General features: G+C 70.5%; 14 protein-coding genes. 4 read left to right on the forward strand and 10 right to left on the reverse strand.

The features are described from left to right. Positions 1 to 17: 17 nt before the first annotated feature. On the reverse strand, positions 18 to 1,589 hold the full coding sequence (locus HZZ00_RS34580) for an MDR family MFS transporter (RefSeq protein WP_180329993.1): 1,572 nt from the start codon (positions 1,587 to 1,589) through the stop codon (positions 18 to 20). 124 nt (positions 1,590 to 1,713) lie between these two features. On the opposite strand from HZZ00_RS34580, the gene HZZ00_RS34585 reads away from it, so the two are divergent. Further along, positions 1,714 to 2,307 carry a TetR/AcrR family transcriptional regulator gene (locus HZZ00_RS34585; RefSeq protein ID WP_180329994.1) on the forward strand — a complete coding sequence of 198 codons (594 nt, stop codon included), beginning with the start codon at positions 1,714 to 1,716 and terminating at the stop codon, positions 2,305 to 2,307. A 7-nt stretch (positions 2,308 to 2,314) separates the two neighbouring features. Here HZZ00_RS34585 and HZZ00_RS34590 read toward each other — a convergent pair whose 3' ends face one another. After that, complete coding sequence (locus HZZ00_RS34590; RefSeq protein WP_180329995.1) at positions 2,315 to 2,863, reverse strand: M23 family metallopeptidase; 549 nt, start codon at positions 2,861 to 2,863, stop codon at positions 2,315 to 2,317. Positions 2,864 to 3,312: 449 nt separating this feature from the next. Between HZZ00_RS34590 and HZZ00_RS34595 the strand changes: the two genes are divergently transcribed. Further along, positions 3,313 to 3,954 carry an HAD family acid phosphatase gene (locus HZZ00_RS34595; protein WP_180329996.1) on the forward strand — a complete coding sequence of 214 codons (642 nt, stop codon included), beginning with the start codon at positions 3,313 to 3,315 and terminating at the stop codon, positions 3,952 to 3,954. A gap of 56 nt (positions 3,955 to 4,010) precedes the next feature. Continuing rightward, positions 4,011 to 7,037, forward strand: coding sequence for an NACHT domain-containing NTPase (locus HZZ00_RS34600; protein WP_180329997.1), 3,027 nt, complete (start codon positions 4,011 to 4,013; stop codon positions 7,035 to 7,037). 55 nt (positions 7,038 to 7,092) lie between these two features. Here the strand turns inward: HZZ00_RS34600 and HZZ00_RS34605 are convergent, their stop codons facing one another. Beyond that, on the reverse strand, positions 7,093 to 9,615 hold the full coding sequence (locus HZZ00_RS34605; RefSeq protein WP_070022487.1) for an ATP-dependent Clp protease ATP-binding subunit: 2,523 nt from the start codon (positions 9,613 to 9,615) through the stop codon (positions 7,093 to 7,095). 429 nt (positions 9,616 to 10,044) lie between these two features. Here HZZ00_RS34605 and HZZ00_RS34610 point away from each other — a divergent pair, with 429 nt between their 5' ends. Further along, positions 10,045 to 10,728 carry an SCO3374 family protein gene (locus HZZ00_RS34610; protein WP_180329998.1) on the forward strand — a complete coding sequence of 228 codons (684 nt, stop codon included), beginning with the start codon at positions 10,045 to 10,047 and terminating at the stop codon, positions 10,726 to 10,728. Positions 10,729 to 10,759: 31 nt separating this feature from the next. Here HZZ00_RS34610 and HZZ00_RS34615 read toward each other — a convergent pair whose 3' ends face one another. From HZZ00_RS34615 to nadC, 7 genes are all read right to left on the reverse strand, one after another. Then, positions 10,760 to 11,098, reverse strand: a complete 339-nt coding sequence (locus HZZ00_RS34615) for an Lsr2 family protein (protein ID WP_180329999.1) — start codon at positions 11,096 to 11,098, stop codon at positions 10,760 to 10,762. 215 nt (positions 11,099 to 11,313) lie between these two features. Continuing rightward, complete coding sequence (locus tag HZZ00_RS34620; RefSeq protein ID WP_180330000.1) at positions 11,314 to 11,847, reverse strand: amino-acid N-acetyltransferase; 534 nt, start codon at positions 11,845 to 11,847, stop codon at positions 11,314 to 11,316. A gap of 9 nt (positions 11,848 to 11,856) precedes the next feature. After that, positions 11,857 to 12,300, reverse strand: coding sequence for a BlaI/MecI/CopY family transcriptional regulator (locus tag HZZ00_RS34625; protein WP_257586034.1), 444 nt, complete (start codon positions 12,298 to 12,300; stop codon positions 11,857 to 11,859). Positions 12,301 to 12,465: 165 nt separating this feature from the next. Then, complete coding sequence (locus tag HZZ00_RS34630; protein WP_070022483.1) at positions 12,466 to 12,645, reverse strand: hypothetical protein; 180 nt, start codon at positions 12,643 to 12,645, stop codon at positions 12,466 to 12,468. Positions 12,646 to 12,835: 190 nt separating this feature from the next. Then, the gene (locus HZZ00_RS34635; protein WP_180333828.1) at positions 12,836 to 13,447 is read right to left on the reverse strand and encodes a hypothetical protein; all 612 of its coding nucleotides are present in this window, start codon (positions 13,445 to 13,447) and stop codon (positions 12,836 to 12,838) included. A 403-nt stretch (positions 13,448 to 13,850) separates the two neighbouring features. Next, entirely contained in the window at positions 13,851 to 14,648 is a 798-nt protein-coding gene (locus tag HZZ00_RS34640) for a type III pantothenate kinase (RefSeq protein WP_070022481.1), read from the reverse strand. 5 nt (positions 14,649 to 14,653) lie between these two features. Further along, complete coding sequence (gene nadC / locus HZZ00_RS34645) at positions 14,654 to 15,631, reverse strand: carboxylating nicotinate-nucleotide diphosphorylase (RefSeq protein ID WP_180330002.1); 978 nt, start codon at positions 15,629 to 15,631, stop codon at positions 14,654 to 14,656. Positions 15,632 to 15,653 lie beyond the last annotated feature (22 nt).

The following is a 15,653-nucleotide window of genomic DNA, read 5'->3' on the forward strand; positions in this document are numbered from 1 at the left end:
CGGTGCGGAGGACGAGGTCAGATCGCCTCGGCCAGCGGGGGCACCGCCGCTTCCGGTTCGTCGCCCTTCGGGGCCTGGGGGCCGCCCCGCAGGGGGACCTCCTTGACGAAGAAGGCCGCCAGCAGGACCAGGACGGCGATCACGGCGCCCAGCAGGAACGCGGAGTGGGTGCCCGCGGAGACCGCGTGCTGGTACGCCTCGCGGGCCAGCGGCGGCAGCTTCTTCAGGCTCTTCGCGTCGAGCTGGGCGGACTGCTCGGTGATGTTCTTGCCCAGCGCACCGGCCCGCTCGGCCATGACGTCCTTGACCCGGTTGTTGAACAGCGCGCCCATCACGGCGACACCGAACGAGGAACCGAGCGTCCGGAAGAGCGTCGTGGACGACGAGGCCACGCCCATGTCCTTCATCTCGACGCTGTTCTGCGCCACCAGCATGGTGATCTGCATCAGGCAGCCCATGCCGAGGCCGAGCACGGCCATGTAGATGCCGGAGGTGAGGCGGGTCGTGCCCGTGTCCATCAGCGACATCAGATACAGACCGGCGATCATCAGCACACCGCCGGCGATCGGGAAGATCTTGTAGCGGCCGCTGTTGGTGGTGACACGTCCGGCGACCATCGACGTCACCATCATCGCGCCGAGCATCGGCAGCAACAGCAGACCGGAGTTGGTCGCGGAGGCACCCTGCACCGCCTGCTGGTACAGCGGCAGGAACAGCGTGGCGCCGAACATCACGAAGCCGGTGATGAAGCCGATGACGGACATCAGGGTGAAGTTGCGGCTGCGGAAGATGTGCAGCGGCAGCACCGGCTCGGCGGCCTTCGTCTGCCAGAACACGAAGCCGACCAGCGCGACCACGCCGAGCGCGATCAGCTCCATGATCCGCGCGGAGGTCCAGGCGTACTCGCTGCCGCCCCAGGTGGTGACCAGCACGATCGAGGTGATGCCGACGGTCAGCAGGACGACGCCGAGGTAGTCGATGCCCGCCTGGGACCGCTTCTTCGGCAGGTGCAGCACGGCGGTGACCAGCACGAGCGCGACCGCGCCGAGCGGCAGGTTGATGTAGAAGGACCAGCGCCAGCCCCAGTTGTCGGTGATGGTGCCGCCGACCAGCGGACCGCCGATCATCGCCAGCGCCATGACGCCGGCCATCATGCCCTGGTACTTGCCCCGCTCCCGCGGCGGCACCAGGTCGCCGATGATCGCCATGACGCCGACCATCAGACCGCCGGCGCCGAGACCCTGCACGGCACGGAAACCGATCAGCTCGCCCATGTTCTGGGCCATGCCGCTGAGCGCCGAGCCGATCAGGAAGATCACGATCGAGCTGAGGAAGGCGCCCTTGCGCCCGTACATGTCACCGAGCTTGCCCCAGATCGGGGTAGAGGCCGCGGTGGCCAGGGTGTAGCCGGTCACCACCCACGAGAGGTGTTCCAGGCCGCCGAGTTCACCGACGATCGTGGGCATCGCCGTACCCACGATCATGTTGTCGAGCATCGCGAGCATCATCGCGATCATGAGCGCGAGCAGTACGACGCGCACGCTCCGCTGTTTCCGCCCCCCTGGGGCGCTCTCCACCGTGTCCGCCATCTTTCTTCTTCCCACTCCCCCCGGCGGCCACTTACTTGCCGCCCGGCTAGTCACTACACTGGCAAGGTAGACGGCAACTAGCCGGGCGTCAAGTAAGTTTCGCGGGAGCGCAAGGAGTACCAGGATGGGCGGCACCATGGACGGCACCAAGCAGCAGCGCCGCGGCAACACACGCCAGCGCATCCAGGACGTCGCGCTCGAACTCTTCGCGGAGCAGGGCTACGAGAAGACCTCCCTGCGCGAGATCGCGGAGCGCCTCGACGTCACCAAGGCGGCCCTGTACTACCACTTCAAGACCAAGGAAGAGATCATCGTCAGCCTCTTCGAGGACCTGACGCAGCCGATCCAGGACCTGATCGAGTGGGGACGCGACCAGCCGCACACCCTGGAGACGAAGCGGGAGATAGTACGGCGCTACAGCCAGGCCCTCTCGCACGCGGAGCCGCTGTTCCGCTTCATGCAGGAGAACCAGGCGACGGTGCGGGAGCTGCGCATCGGCGACTCCTTCAAGGACCGGATGCGCTGCCTGCGGGACATCCTGCTGGACCCGGACGCCGAGCTGGTCGACCAGGTGCGCTCGGTCAGCGCCCTGTTCACCCTGCACGCGGGCATGTTCCTGCTCCAGGACCTGGAGGGCGACGTCGAGAAGAAGCGCGCGGCCGTTCTCGAGGTCGCCCTGGACCAGGTCACCCAGGCGCACGAGCACGCGCGCCGGTAGCGTCCGCTCAGACCTTGAGGCCCTTGCCGCGCAGGTAGGACAGCGGGTTGAGGGCGGAACCGTAGTTCGGGGTCGTACGGATCTCGAAGTGCAGGTGCGGACCGGTGGAGTTGCCGGTGGAGCCGGACAGGGCGATGTGCTGGCCGGCCTTCACGGTCTGGCCGATGCGCACGTCCACCCGGGACAGGTGCGCGTACTGGGAGTAGACGCCGTTCTCGTGCTTGATCACGACGGCGTTGCCGTACGCGGGGCCGTCGCCGGCGCCGTTGGGACCGGCCTTGACCACGGTGCCGCCGTGCACGGCGACGACCTCGGTGCCGGTCGGCACGGCGAAGTCCTGACCGCTGTGCTTGGCGACCCAGCGGGCGCCGGACTGGTTGAAGCCCGCGGACAGCGAGTACTTCTTCACCGGGTCGACCCAGGAGGCGGCCGACGGAGCGGCGCTCGCGGCTCCGGCGCCCAGCACGACCGGGACAGCGACACCGGCGGCCAGAACGGCGGCACGGGTACGGAGCGAGGACGTACGGAGAGCACGGGACGTGAAGCGCTTGATCATCGGGACCTCGTGAAATCGGGGACAGACAGGCCACCCGGCGCACAGACGTCCACCACGGCGGCCATCCCTTGGTAACCGATCGCCCCGCCGGGTAAAAGTGACGCTTCTACGGCGCGCGGTAGTAGAGGCCCACCGACCCGCCATCACCTTGACAGGCCCGGTGGCCACCGGGCACCTAGGCCCCCGACGTGCTCCTTTGACCCCCGGGTTCCGGAATCGGCACGCCTTTTGCCCGCCCTTTACCCGGTCGACCCATCCCACTATCAGGGGTAGTAAGGGACATTTCACCTGTGCGCCTTATCACCGGGCCGGCGTATGCGCGCGGCCGCGAATGTGACGCAGACCCCTATCCACCTACCGTCCGGTAACCCTACGGTTCCCCTCGCGCCACCCGCCCCACAGATCATGCACCTGCCATCTCCTGACGGATGCGAGAGGAACCCCCACCGATGACCACACGCCCCCTGGCGCGCCGCATCACCGTGACCGCCGTCTCCGTGGCCGCCCTGGCCGCCGTGGCCGCCCCGGCCCGGGCGGCGGACGCCGGCCCGGCCCCGGCCGCCACCGCGGCGGCGACGGCGAGCGCCACCACTGGCAAGGTCGACTACGCCACCTGGCAGCAGGACTGCCGGACCGTGATGGACCAGGCACTGCCCTACATCAAGGAGCGCATCGCCGAGGCCGGGCCGGGCGAGAAGCAGGCCATCGTCCTCGACATCGACAACACCGCGCTGGCGACCGACCTCGGCTTCCAGGTTCCGCAGGCGGCCAACAAGCCGGTCCTGGACGTCGCCGAGTACGCCCAGGAACACGGCGTCTCCCTCTTCTTCGTCACCGCCCGCCCGGGCATCATCGAGGCACCCACCAAGTGGAACCTGGAGTACGACGGGTACCAGGTCTCCGGCCTCTACGTGCGCGGCCTCGTCGACCTCTTCAAGAACGTCGCCGACTACAAGACGGCCCAGCGCGCCGGCATCGAGAGCAAGGGCTACGACATCATCGCCAACATCGGCAACAGCGCCACCGACCTCTCCGGCGGCCACGCCGACCGCACCTTCAAACTGCCCGACTACGACGGCCAGTTGTCGTAACCCCGTTAGGCTCCGTCCGTAGTCTTCGGGACGTCGTACGACCACGGGGGTGGCGGATGGAGCCGACGGTACTGGGCGGCAAGCTGGCGTCCGCGGCGATCGGCCCGCTGGTGCGGAAGCTGATCGTGCGGGACGGCCCCGGGGCGGGCCTGGTGGACAGGCCGGTGCGGCTGTCCGCGCTGGTGACCTTCCGGGGCGAGAAACGGACGCTCGGCGACAAGGACGTCCACAGGCTCGCCGAGCGGATCGTGGACCGGGCGGTGGAGTCCCCGGGTGAGGCGCCGTTCCCGGCGGACGAGCGGAGCGCGGTGGCCGATGCGCTGGCCGGACGCCTGCTGACGCTCGGCGAGCTGGACATGGACGACGTACAGGCGGTGCGCCTCGGGTACCGCGACCTGGCGAGGCGGCTGAGCGACGGCTCGACCGCCTTCGACGGCCTCTCCGCGGACGCCCGCCACTTCCTCGACTCGGCGACCGAATGGGCCTGCCTGCAGATCCTGGAGTTCTTCACCCGGCGGTCGTCCTTCGTGGCCCGCACCCTCGTGGAACAGAGCCGCGCCCAGGCCGAACTCATCGCCAAGGTGGACGAGCTGATCGTCCGCACCCCGCGCCCCGACGGGCGCGACACCGCCTTCGAGCGTCGCTACCTGCCGTACGTGGCCGACCGCCACAACCACATCACCATCTACGGCGTCGACCTGCGCGACTCCCCGGACCGCTGGCCCCTGGAAGTCGCCTACCTGAGCCTGGAGGCGACCGCGGCCGGGGACGCCCCGCCCGACCGGGCGACCGGCGAGCACCCGCCGGCCGTCACCGGCCGGCTGCGGGCCGAGGAGGCGCTGCTCGCCGACGACCGGGTGCTGCTGCGCGGCGACGCCGGTTCCGGCAAGACCACCCTGGTGCAGTGGCTCGCGGTCACCGCGGCCCGCGACGGCGGCCGCGTCCCCTACGTCCTCCCCCTGCGCACTCTGATCCGCACCGGCGCCCTGCCCGCCCCGGACGGGTTCCTGAAGGCCGTGAGCTGCCCGCTGACCCCGCCGGAGGGCTGGGCCGAACGCGTGCTCACGGCGGGCCGGGGCCTGGTCCTGGTGGACGGCCTGGACGAGATACCGGCCGCCGACCGCCACCGCACCCGCGACTGGCTGCGCTCCCTCCTTTCGGCCTACCCCGGCAACCGCTGGCTGCTGACCTCCCGCCCGACCGCCGTCCGCGCCGACTGGCTGGCCCAGGAGGGCTTCCGGGAGCTGACCCTGGCCCCGATGCGCCGCTCGGAGGTCGCCACCTTCGTCCGCCGCTGGCACGAGGCGGCGCGGGCCCCGGAGTTCGAGGCGCCGCTGCTGGACTCCCTGCGCACCAAGCGCGATCTGGCCCGGCTGACCACCAACCCCCTGATGTGCGGCCTGATCTGCGCCCTGCACCGCGAACGCCGGGGCTATCTCCCCACCGGCCGCAAGGAGTTGTACGACGCCGCCCTCACGATGCTGCTCGCGCGCCGGGACCGGGAGCGGGGCATGGCCGTCGAACTGGGCGAGGAGGCCCAGCTGGAGCTGCTGCAACGGCTCGCGTACGCGCTGGTGCTCAGCGGCCGCACGGAGATGGACGCCGGCACGGCGGAGGGCATCGTGGAGCGGTGCCTGCCGGCGGTGGCCTCGGCGGGCGGTGACGCGCCGGCGGTCCTGCGGGAGCTGCTGCTGCGCAGCGGCCTGCTCCGGCAGCCGGCACAGGGCGTCGTGGACTTCGTCCACCGCACCTTCCAGGACTACCTGGGGGCGCGGTACGCGGTCGAGGAGGGGCATCTGGAGGTGCTGCTCGGCCACGCCGACGACACCCAGTGGGAGGACGTCATCCGCATGGCCGTCGCCCACGCCCGCCCCCGGGAACGGGCCTGGCTGCTCCGGCAGCTGCTCGCCCGGGACACCCCCCGGCTGACCCTGCTCGCCCTCGCCTGCCTGGAACACGCGGTGGCCCTGGACGCGGGGGTGCGGGCGGAGGTGGAGGCACGGGCGGCGGCGCTGATCCCGCCGCGGACGAAGGAGGACGCGCGGTCCCTGGCCGGCGCGGGCCCGCTGGTGCTGGAGCTGCTGCCGGGCCCGGACGGGCTGACGGCCGCGGAGTCACTGGGCGTGGTGATCACCGCGTCCCTCCTCGGGGAGGCGGAGCCGGAGGGGGCGCTGGGGGTGCTGCGGCGGTTCCGGGGGCATCCGGACCTGGATGTGCGGCGGCAGTTGGTGGGGACGTGGGGGCGGTTCGACGCCAGGGAGTACGCGGCGGAGGTGCTGGACCATCTGGGCCGGGCAGGTCTCCGCCTGAACTGCGACTCGGCCGACCAGCGCGCGACACTGGGCTTGATGCGTCCCTGGCACCAGCTGTCTTTCGTCGGCCCGCACAGCGCCGAGGACATCCTGGCCGCTGTGCCGACTCCCGAGGCCGTGACAACGCTTTTCATATTGGAGAACCCTGACCTCACCGATCTGGGCGCTCTTGTTCCGTTCAGTGGTTTGCGTCGGCTTGGGGTGCTCGGCTGTCCGGCCGCCGGCGTGGACCGGCTTTCCGTTCTCCCGCTCACCACGCTCGCCTGCGGCATCGCCGACATGACCGGACTGGGGTCCCTCCGGTCCCTCACCGACCTTTCCGTACACCAGGAACTGCCGGGCGCCGACCTCACCGATGCCCTGCCGGTGGACGCCCCGCTGGAATCCCTTTTCCTCGGCGTACACAGCATCAAAAGCACGGGGTTGCGCGGGCTGAGCCGGTGGGCGTCTCTGCGCACCCTGAGTTTCGGATCACTGGCCACGGAGCTGTCGGAGGACGACTGGCGTGAAGTCGCGGAACTGCCCCGGCTGACCCGCATCGACCTGACCGGCAGGGTGCTGACGCACTCCCTCGGCCCGATGCCGGTCCTTCCCGGCGTCGAGGTTCTTCAGGTCGGCATGATGTCCGGCACCGAAGACCTCTCGCTCCTGGCGCACCGGCTACCGGGCCTGCGCTCGGTGGTCCTGGTGAATCAGCCCGGCCATTCCGTCACCGCGTCCCGATACCGGGAACTCTTCCCGAACGCCGAACTCACCGTGGAAGAACGCTGAAAGGGGCCGGTGCCCGAAGGCACCGGCCCCTTTTTTCAGCTGAACCGCCGGAGGCTCACGCGTCCTTGCTCAGGTTCGGGCCGCCGCCCGCCGCCTGCTCGATCGGCGGGGCGTCCGGCAGGGCCGACTTCTCCTCGCCGCGGAAGGTGAAGGTCGCGGTGTCGCCCTCGCCCTCCGTGTCCACGACCACGATGTGACCGGGGCGCAGCTCGCCGAAGAGGATCTTCTCGGAGAGGCTGTCCTCGATCTCGCGCTGGATGGTGCGGCGCAGCGGCCGGGCGCCCAGCACGGGGTCGTAGCCCTTCTTGGACAGCAGCTCCTTGGCGGACTGGGACAGCTCGATGCCCATGTCCCGGTCCTTCAGGCGCTCGTCCACCTTGCTGATCATCAGGTCGACGATCCGCAGGATGTCCTCCTGCGTGAGCTGCGGGAAGACGACGACGTCGTCCACACGGTTGAGGAACTCGGGCCGGAAGTGCTGCTTCAGCTCGTCCTGGACCTTGTTCTTCATGCGCTCGTAGTTGGTCTTCGTGTCACCCGAGGCCGCGAAGCCCAGGTTGAAGCCCTTGGAGATGTCCCGGGTGCCGAGGTTGGTCGTCATGATGATGACCGTGTTCTTGAAGTCCACGACCCGGCCCTGGGAGTCGGTCAGGCGACCGTCCTCCAGGATCTGCAGCAGCGAGTTGAAGATGTCCGGGTGGGCCTTCTCGACCTCGTCGAACAGGACGACGGAGAACGGCTTGCGGCGCACCTTCTCGGTCAGCTGGCCGCCCTCCTCGTAGCCCACGTAGCCGGGGGGCGAACCGAAGAGACGGGAGACCGTGTGCTTCTCGCTGAACTCCGACATGTCGAGGGAGATCAGCGCGTCCTCGTCGCCGAAGAGGAACTCGGCGAGCGCCTTGGACAGCTCGGTCTTACCGACACCGGACGGGCCGGCGAAGATGAACGAGCCACCGGGGCGCTTCGGGTCCTTCAGACCGGCACGCGTACGGCGGATCGCCTTCGACAGCGCCTTGACGGCGTCGTTCTGGCCGATGACCCGCTTGTGGAGCTCCTCCTCCATGCGCAGCAGGCGGGAGGACTCCTCCTCGGTCAGCTTGAAGACCGGGATGCCGGTGGCCGTGGCGAGGACCTCGGCGATCAGCTCGCCGTCGACCTCCGCGACGACGTCCATGTCGCCGGCCTTCCACTCCTTCTCCCGCTTGGCCTTGGCGGCGAGGAGCTGCTTCTCCTTGTCGCGCAGGGAGGCGGCCTTCTCGAAGTCCTGCGAGTCGATCGCGGACTCCTTGTCCCGTCGGACACCGGCGATCTTCTCGTCGAACTCGCGCAGGTCCGGCGGCGCGGTCATCCGGCGGATGCGCATCCTGGAGCCGGCCTCGTCGATCAGGTCGATGGCCTTGTCCGGCAGGAAGCGGTCCGAGATGTAGCGGTCGGCCAGAGTGGCGGCCTGGACCAGCGCCTCGTCGGTGATGGAGACGCGGTGGTGCGCCTCGTACCGGTCGCGCAGGCCCTTGAGGATCTCGATGGTGTGCGGCAGGGACGGCTCGGCGACCTGGATGGGCTGGAAGCGGCGCTCCAGGGCCGCGTCCTTCTCCAGGTGCTTGCGGTACTCGTCCAGCGTGGTGGCACCGATGGTCTGCAGCTCACCGCGGGCCAGCATCGGCTTCAGGATGGAAGCCGCGTCGATGGCGCCCTCGGCGGCACCCGCACCGACCAGCGTGTGCAGCTCGTCGATGAACAGGATGATGTCGCCGCGGGTGCGGATCTCCTTGAGCACCTTCTTCAGGCGCTCCTCGAAGTCACCGCGGTAGCGGGAGCCGGCGACCAGGGCGCCGAGGTCCAGGGTGTAGAGGTGCTTGTCCTTCAGCGTCTCGGGCACCTCGCCCTTGACGATGGCCTGGGCGAGGCCCTCGACGACGGCGGTCTTGCCGACGCCGGGCTCACCGATCAGCACCGGGTTGTTCTTGGTACGGCGGGACAGCACCTGCATGACCCGCTCGATCTCCTTCTCGCGCCCGATGACCGGGTCGAGCTTGGACTCACGCGCGGCCTGGGTGAGGTTCCGGCCGAACTGGTCCAGGACGAGGGACGTCGAGGGGGTGCCCTCGGCGGGGCCGCCGGCGGTGGCGGTCTCCTTGCCCTGGTAACCGGAGAGCAGCTGGATGACCTGCTGCCGCACCCGGTTGAGGTCGGCGCCCAGCTTGACCAGGACCTGGGCGGCGACGCCCTCGCCCTCGCGGATCAGGCCGAGCAGGATGTGCTCCGTGCCGATGTAGTTGTGGCCCAGCTGAAGGGCCTCGCGGAGCGACAGCTCCAGGACCTTCTTGGCACGGGGGGTGAAGGGGATGTGACCGGACGGGGCCTGCTGGCCCTGGCCGATGATCTCCTCCACCTGCTGGCGGACCGCCTCGAGCGAAATGCCGAGGCTCTCCAGGGCCTTAGCGGCGACACCTTCGCCCTCGTGGATGAGACCCAGGAGGATGTGCTCGGTGCCGATGTAGTTGTGGTTGAGCATCCGGGCTTCTTCCTGAGCCAGGACGACAACCCGCCGCGCGCGGTCGGTGAACCTCTCGAACATCGTTAATCGCTCCTCAGAGCGGTCAGGCAGTGGGGGGAACTTCCCCTCCCTGTCCTTCCGCAGCTTAGTCCCGCAAGCGGGGACCGCTCATTCCAACTGCCGACACCGTCCTTGGCCTCCTGACCCCGAACGCCGACATCTGCTCCAACCCGATGGTGCGAGACGATGTTCCCGCAGGCCAGGCAGTTACCCCACTCGCCACTACGCCGATGGCGAACGGGAGGCCGCCTCGCCCGCACGTCGCCCCCTCCCACTAGGCATGTCTTACCCGCTGGGACTGACACTCCATGCGGCGCGCACCCGTTCCCTCCGCTATGGGCGAACAACCTTGCGGCTTCCCCCGCCCCCGTACGCCCCTATTTCGAGCACAGTGCGCAATCGATGGGGCACCCAGCGTAACTTCCGGTCCGTTCCGCCGGTTGCACCGGCATGGCTGGCTCGGTCTCCACGCCCTCCACGGTCCCCCTTCCGCGCCGTCCCGTCGAACCGGGAGCGCCCGCCGCGCGGTGGCCCGGGGCACGGGGGTGGCGGGAGGTCCGGCGCTGGTACGAGCGCGAGCTGGGCTGGGCCGCCGTTCCCGGGCGTCCGCCGCGGCTGCCCACCGGGGTGCGGTTCGACGTCCTGGACATGCCGGCCGAGGCGGGCGCCGGAGCGCTCCGGCATCTCGCGCCGGGCTCGCCGGTGGCCCTGCGGGGCGACCGGATGGAGCTGCTGGTGGCCGCGGGCAGTGCGGAAGAGCTGCCGGGGCTGCTGGAGTGGCTGGAGTGGGGCGCCGTCACGCTCGATCTGCGGGCCCTGGGAGCGGGGGACGCCCTTGAGGCCCCGTTGCCGCCCGGTTGGCCGCCGTCGTCCGCCGAGGGGCCTTCCCGGGGTCTTCCGGGGGCTCGCTCGCGGGGTCTCTCCGAGTGCCTTGAGGGGGCCGCCGTGTGGCTGCGGCCCCCCGAGCCGGGGCGCGGGGCCGGGGCCTCGCTGCCCGCGATGCCGGCCATGGGGCGCGCTGGGCACGCCCCCGATCTCGTACGACTGGTGGACACGGTGGCGGCATACTGTCACCGCGTCCGGCTACGGGGGGCCGCCGGCCCCGCCGGAAGGGTCGTACGGTCGGACCGGTGATCGGTCGTGGTACCGGTAATCGGCCGACGGATCAGCCGTTGGCCTTCTCGTACGCCTCGCGGATGGACGCGGGAACACGGCCGCGGTCGTTGACCTCCAGGCCGTTCTCCTTGGCCCAGGCGCGGATCGCCGCGGTGTCCTGGTTGCCGCCGCCGGTGGCGGCACGGGCCTTTCCGCGGCCGCCGGAGGCACGGCCCCCGGTACGCCGACCGCCCTTCACATAAGGGTCGAGAAGGCCGCGCAGCTTGTCCGCATTGGCGGTCGTGAGATCGATCTCGTACGTCTTGCCGTCCAGCGCGAACGTCACCGTCTCGTCCGCCTCGCCGCCGTCGAGGTCGTCGACAAGAAGGACCTGAACCTTCTGTGCCACCGGATTTCCTTTCATCGATAACGTTGAGGGTCAGGGTGCGCGCGTCCGCCCGTTTCGCCGCCCCTGTTATATGCAGTACTGCAGTACGTCGGAAAGCAAACCGCTTTTGCCGGAAAAACACAAACCCCTGGGAGAGGATCGCTCGGGACTCCGGGCGCGGAAAGCTGCGCGTTTCGGACATAGGGCACCGCGCATAGTCACGGCGGCAATGACGATCACAGATGCAGAAGCATCCGGCTGTTGCCCAAGGTGTTCGGTTTCACTCGTTCGAGACCGAGGAACTCCGCGACGCCCTCGTCATAGGAACGCAGCAGCTCCGCGTAGACATCGGTGTCGACCGGCGTCTCGCCGATCTCGACGAAGCCGTGCTTCCCGAAGAAGTCCACTTCGAAGGTCAGGCAGAAAACGCGGCGAACGCCGAGCCAGCGCGCGGTGTGCAGCAACTTCTCCAGCAACTGATGGCCGACGCCCGCGCCCTTGAGACCGGGCTTCACCGCCAGAGTGCGCACTTCCGCCAGGTCCTCCCACATGACGTGCAGTGCGCCGCAGCCGACCACCTCGGCGTTGTCGTCCCGTTCGGCGACCCAGAACTCCTGGATGTCCTCGTAAAGCGTGACCGTGGCTTTGTCGAGCAGGATGCGGTCGCGGACGTAGGCGTCGAGGAGGTGGCGCACGGCCGGGACATCGCTGGTGCGGGCACGACGGACCGTGATGGCTTTTGCGGGGACTTCGGGACGCGCTGCTGACATGAGCGGACGTTATCGCTCGTCGGCGCCCTCTGCCGAGCCGGGGTTCTCCTCTTGCCGCGCTCGCGCGGCTTCCGGTTCTCCGCCTTCGGGGGGCCGCGCCCGGCGCGCTTCGGGTGCTTCCGCGGATTGCGGCCCCTGGACGATGCGCACGGCGTCCGCGAGGGCCTGGCGCTGTTCCTGGCTCATCATCCCGAAGAAGGCGACGAGCGCGGCGGCCGGGTTGTCGCTCTGCGACCAGGCGTCGTTCATGAGTGCGGCGGCGTAGGCGGCACGGGTGGAGACGGCCTCATATCGATAGGCACGGCCTTCCGCCTCGCGGCGCACCCAGCCCTTCTGATGGAGATTGTCCAAAACCGTCATCACGGTGGTGTACGCGATGGAGCGTTCCTGCTGGAGGTCTTCCAGGACTTCCCGAACGGTCACCGGGCGGTTCCACTTCCACACCCGCGTCATGACCGCGTCTTCGAGTTCTCCCAAGGGGCGAGGCACAACTCAGACAATAGTGGGAGATCCGGACAATGGCGTGCCGGACGTGCGCGAAGTCCACGAATGCGGGCAAAAAGGGCGCGAGCCGGGACGCGTACCGCTTTCCCGGCTCGCGGTGATCTCCGGGGAGCGTCAGGCGTCGCCGGCGGCGGGCGCGTTGCGCGCCCCCTCCGCGCGGGCGAGGGCGGCGTCCACGGCCGCGTCTTCCTTGGCCTTGGCGGCCCCGCCCTGGGTCTTCACGATCACCCGGACCAAACCGATGAAGAACGCGGCCATCACGACCGGCGGAACAAGCGCGGAGACGTAGTCCATGGCACCAGGGTAGCCACGGCGGAACGGGCGAATGGTGCGGGGGGCGCGAACGCCGACAGGTCCTCCGGGGCGGGCGGGGCCGTTCGGGGGCACCGCGCGGAACGCGGGTCCGGGCGGGCGCGGTGCCCGTCCGGACAAGGAACCGCCCGCGCCCCGGAGAGGTGGGCGCGGGCGGTTCGGCGCGGGCCGGTCAGCCGACCAGCCGGCGGGGCGGGGCGGCGGGCTTGCGAGGGGGGAAGACCTCGCCGGGAGTGGGGATGGGGCGCTTGGGGGCCGCCGGGTCGGGGGCGGGGCGCTCGGCCGGCGCCGGCTTCGGGGCGGGCTCGGACGGCCGCTTGCCGTCGTCCTCGGCCTGCCGCGCCGCGCCGCCGGAGAGGGCCAGCAGCCGCGCCCGCGCGGGCGGCGCCGCCGGGGCCGGGATCCTGACCGCGCCCTGCGCGAAGCGGGCCCGTACGTCCTGCTCGGCCAGCAGCCGGCAGCGCTCCAGCAGGTCGGCCGCCCTCGGGTTGCCCCGCAGTGCCCGCAGCGCCGCGAGGTCGTCCGGCACCGGCAGGTACCCGATGCCCAGCGTCTCCTCCAGGAGGGCGAGATAGCCGGCCGCGGTGCCCGGAAGCGCGGCCCGGTAGCGGCCGAGGTCGGCCACCAGGAAGGCGCGCAGTCTGGCCCCCTCGCGGATCGCCTCGTCGAGCGACTCGGCGAGCCGGAGGCAGTCCTGGGCGTCCTGGGCGGACGCGTGGCCGGGGTGAAGGGCGAGGGCGAGGGCGCGGCGGAGCACACGCAGCTCCTCCGCGCCGAACGCCATGCCGCCGCGGGATCCGTATGGCGTGGGCATGCGGCGACGCTACCGCTAATCGGACAAAAGTGACACAACGGGATGAGGTGTCGGCGTGGTTTCCCTCGACCGGCGCCGCTTTCCCACCCGATCGCCGCAAAACCACCCGCAAGGGGGGTGACGCCGGCCGGCCGCGCCGCGGGCGGGCCGACCGGTCGCAGGCCGCCGCCCGCTCCTAGGGCCTCTCGTTTGGATCACGCCGGGCTCGCGGGGTCTGGCACGCACATCTGCGGCGTTGTCGTCGGTCGCCAACTCCCCCACGCTCGGCTTCGCTCGCGCGGGGGCACCCCCATCGCGTTGACTCCCTCCTCCGCCTTGCATCTGCACGCACCAGACCCCGCTCCCTGATCCGGCCTGATCCAAACGAAAGACCCTAGAGACGTGCCACGTTCCGCTCGTACACCAGGCGCAGGCCGATCAGGGTCAGCCACGGCTGGTGTTCGTCGATGACCGAGGACTCGCCGAGGACCATCGGCGCGAGGCCGCCCGTGGCGATCACCGTGACGTCGTCGGGGTCGTCGGCCAGCTCGCGGGCCATGCGGCCGACGACGCCGTCGACCTGGCCGGCGAAGCCGTAGACGATGCCCGCCTGCATGGCCTCGACCGTGTTCTTGCCGATCACGCTGCGCGGCCGGGCCACCTCGATCTTGCGGAGCTGGGCGCCCTTGACGCCCAGGGCCTCCACGGAGATCTCGATGCCGGGCGCGATCACCCCGCCGACGTACTCCCCGCGCGCGGAGACCGCGTCGAACGTGGTCGCCGTGCCGAAGTCGACGACGATCGCCGGACCGCCGTACAGCTCGACCGCCGCGACCGAGTTGATGATGCGGTCGGCGCCGACCTCCTTGGGGTTGTCAGTGAGGATCGGCACGCCCGTCTTGACGCCCGGTTCGACCAGGACGGCCGGGACGTCGCCGTAGTAGCGCCGGGTGACCTCGCGCAGCTCGTGCAGGACCGACGGGACGGTGGCGCAGATCGCGATGCCGTCGATGCCGTCGCCCAGCTCCTCGCCGAGCAGCGGGTGCATGCCCATCAGGCCCTGGAGCAGCACCGCCAGCTCGTCGGCGGTGCGGCGGGCGTCGGTGGAGATGCGCCAGTGCTCCACGATGTCCTCGCCGTCGAACAGGCCGAGGACGGTGTGCGTGTTGCCGACGTCGATCGTGAGCAGCATGGCCGTTACTCCGCCTCGCGCAGGTCCAGGCCGATGTCCAGGATCGGCGAGGAGTGGGTCAGGGCGCCGACCGCCAGGAAGTCCACACCGGTTTCGGCGTACGCCCGCGCGTTGGCGAGCGTCAGCCGGCCGGAGGCCTCCAGCTGGGCCCGGCCGGCGACGATGCCGACGGCCTCCGCGCACTCGCCGGGCGTGAAGTTGTCCAGCAGGATCAGGTCGGCGCCCGCGTCCACCACCTCGCGCAGCTGGTGCAGGGTGTCGACCTCGACCTCGATCGGCACGTCCGGGAAGGACTCCCGTACGGCCTTGAAGGCCTGGGCGACGCCGCCGGCCGCGACCACGTGGTTGTCCTTCACCAGGGCCGCGTCCGAGAGGGACATGCGGTGGTTGACGCCGCCGCCCGCGCGCACCGCGAACTTCTCCAGGGCGCGCAGCCCGGGGGTGGTCTTGCGGGTGTCGCGGACCTTGGTGCCGGTGCCCTCCAGGGCGTCCGCCCACGCGCGCGTCGCGGTCGCGATGCCGGACAGCCGGCACAGCAGGTTCAGCGCGCTGCGCTCGGCGGTCAGCAGGTCGCGGGTGCGGGTGGTGACCGACAGCAGCTTCTGCCCGGCCTCGACCCGGTCGCCGTCCTCGACGTGCCGCTCGACCTCGAACTCGTCCGTGCAGACCACGGAGAGCACGGCCTCGGCGACCCGCAGACCGGCCACGACGCCCGCCTCGCGCGCGGTGAAGTCGCCCGTGGCCACGGCCTCCTCGGGGATGGTGGCGACCGTGGTCACGTCCACGCCGCCGGCCAGGTCCTCCTGGATGGCCACGTTGGCGACGTCCTCGACCTCGATCGGGTCGAGCCCGGCGGCCGCCAGCAGTTCGGCGAGCGCGGGGTCGAGCCCGCACTCCAGGTACTCCTCGTGGTCCTCCGCGCCGCAGGCACAGCCGTCGCCGCAGCCGCCGGTCGTCACGAGGGGAAGGTCGTCGGTGCTCACGTCTGTCACTGCTCCTGAGGCG

Origin of the sequence: Streptomyces sp. NEAU-sy36 (genome assembly GCF_013423905.1) — a bacterium.
Taxonomy (GTDB): domain Bacteria; phylum Actinomycetota; class Actinomycetes; order Streptomycetales; family Streptomycetaceae; genus Streptomyces; species Streptomyces misionensis.

Excerpts from the sequence above, each read along its gene's own strand:
- HZZ00_RS34580 (WP_180329993.1), bottom strand. The coding sequence starts at position 1,589 with ATGGCGGACACGGTGGAGAGCGCCCCAGGGGGGCGGAAACAGCGGAGC.
- HZZ00_RS34585 (WP_180329994.1), top strand. The coding sequence starts at position 1,714 with ATGGGCGGCACCATGGACGGCACCAAGCAGCAGCGCCGCGGCAACACA.
- HZZ00_RS34590 (WP_180329995.1), bottom strand. The coding sequence starts at position 2,863 with ATGATCAAGCGCTTCACGTCCCGTGCTCTCCGTACGTCCTCGCTCCGT.
- HZZ00_RS34595 (WP_180329996.1), top strand. The coding sequence starts at position 3,313 with ATGACCACACGCCCCCTGGCGCGCCGCATCACCGTGACCGCCGTCTCC.
- HZZ00_RS34600 (WP_180329997.1), top strand. The coding sequence starts at position 4,011 with ATGGAGCCGACGGTACTGGGCGGCAAGCTGGCGTCCGCGGCGATCGGC.
- HZZ00_RS34605 (WP_070022487.1), bottom strand. The coding sequence starts at position 9,615 with ATGTTCGAGAGGTTCACCGACCGCGCGCGGCGGGTTGTCGTCCTGGCT.
- HZZ00_RS34610 (WP_180329998.1), top strand. The coding sequence starts at position 10,045 with ATGGCTGGCTCGGTCTCCACGCCCTCCACGGTCCCCCTTCCGCGCCGT.
- HZZ00_RS34620 (WP_180330000.1), bottom strand. The coding sequence starts at position 11,847 with ATGTCAGCAGCGCGTCCCGAAGTCCCCGCAAAAGCCATCACGGTCCGT.
- HZZ00_RS34625 (WP_257586034.1), bottom strand. The coding sequence starts at position 12,300 with ATGACGCGGGTGTGGAAGTGGAACCGCCCGGTGACCGTTCGGGAAGTC.
- HZZ00_RS34630 (WP_070022483.1), bottom strand. The coding sequence starts at position 12,645 with ATGGACTACGTCTCCGCGCTTGTTCCGCCGGTCGTGATGGCCGCGTTC.
- HZZ00_RS34635 (WP_180333828.1), bottom strand. The coding sequence starts at position 13,447 with ATGGCGTTCGGCGCGGAGGAGCTGCGTGTGCTCCGCCGCGCCCTCGCC.
- HZZ00_RS34640 (WP_070022481.1), bottom strand. The coding sequence starts at position 14,648 with ATGCTGCTCACGATCGACGTCGGCAACACGCACACCGTCCTCGGCCTG.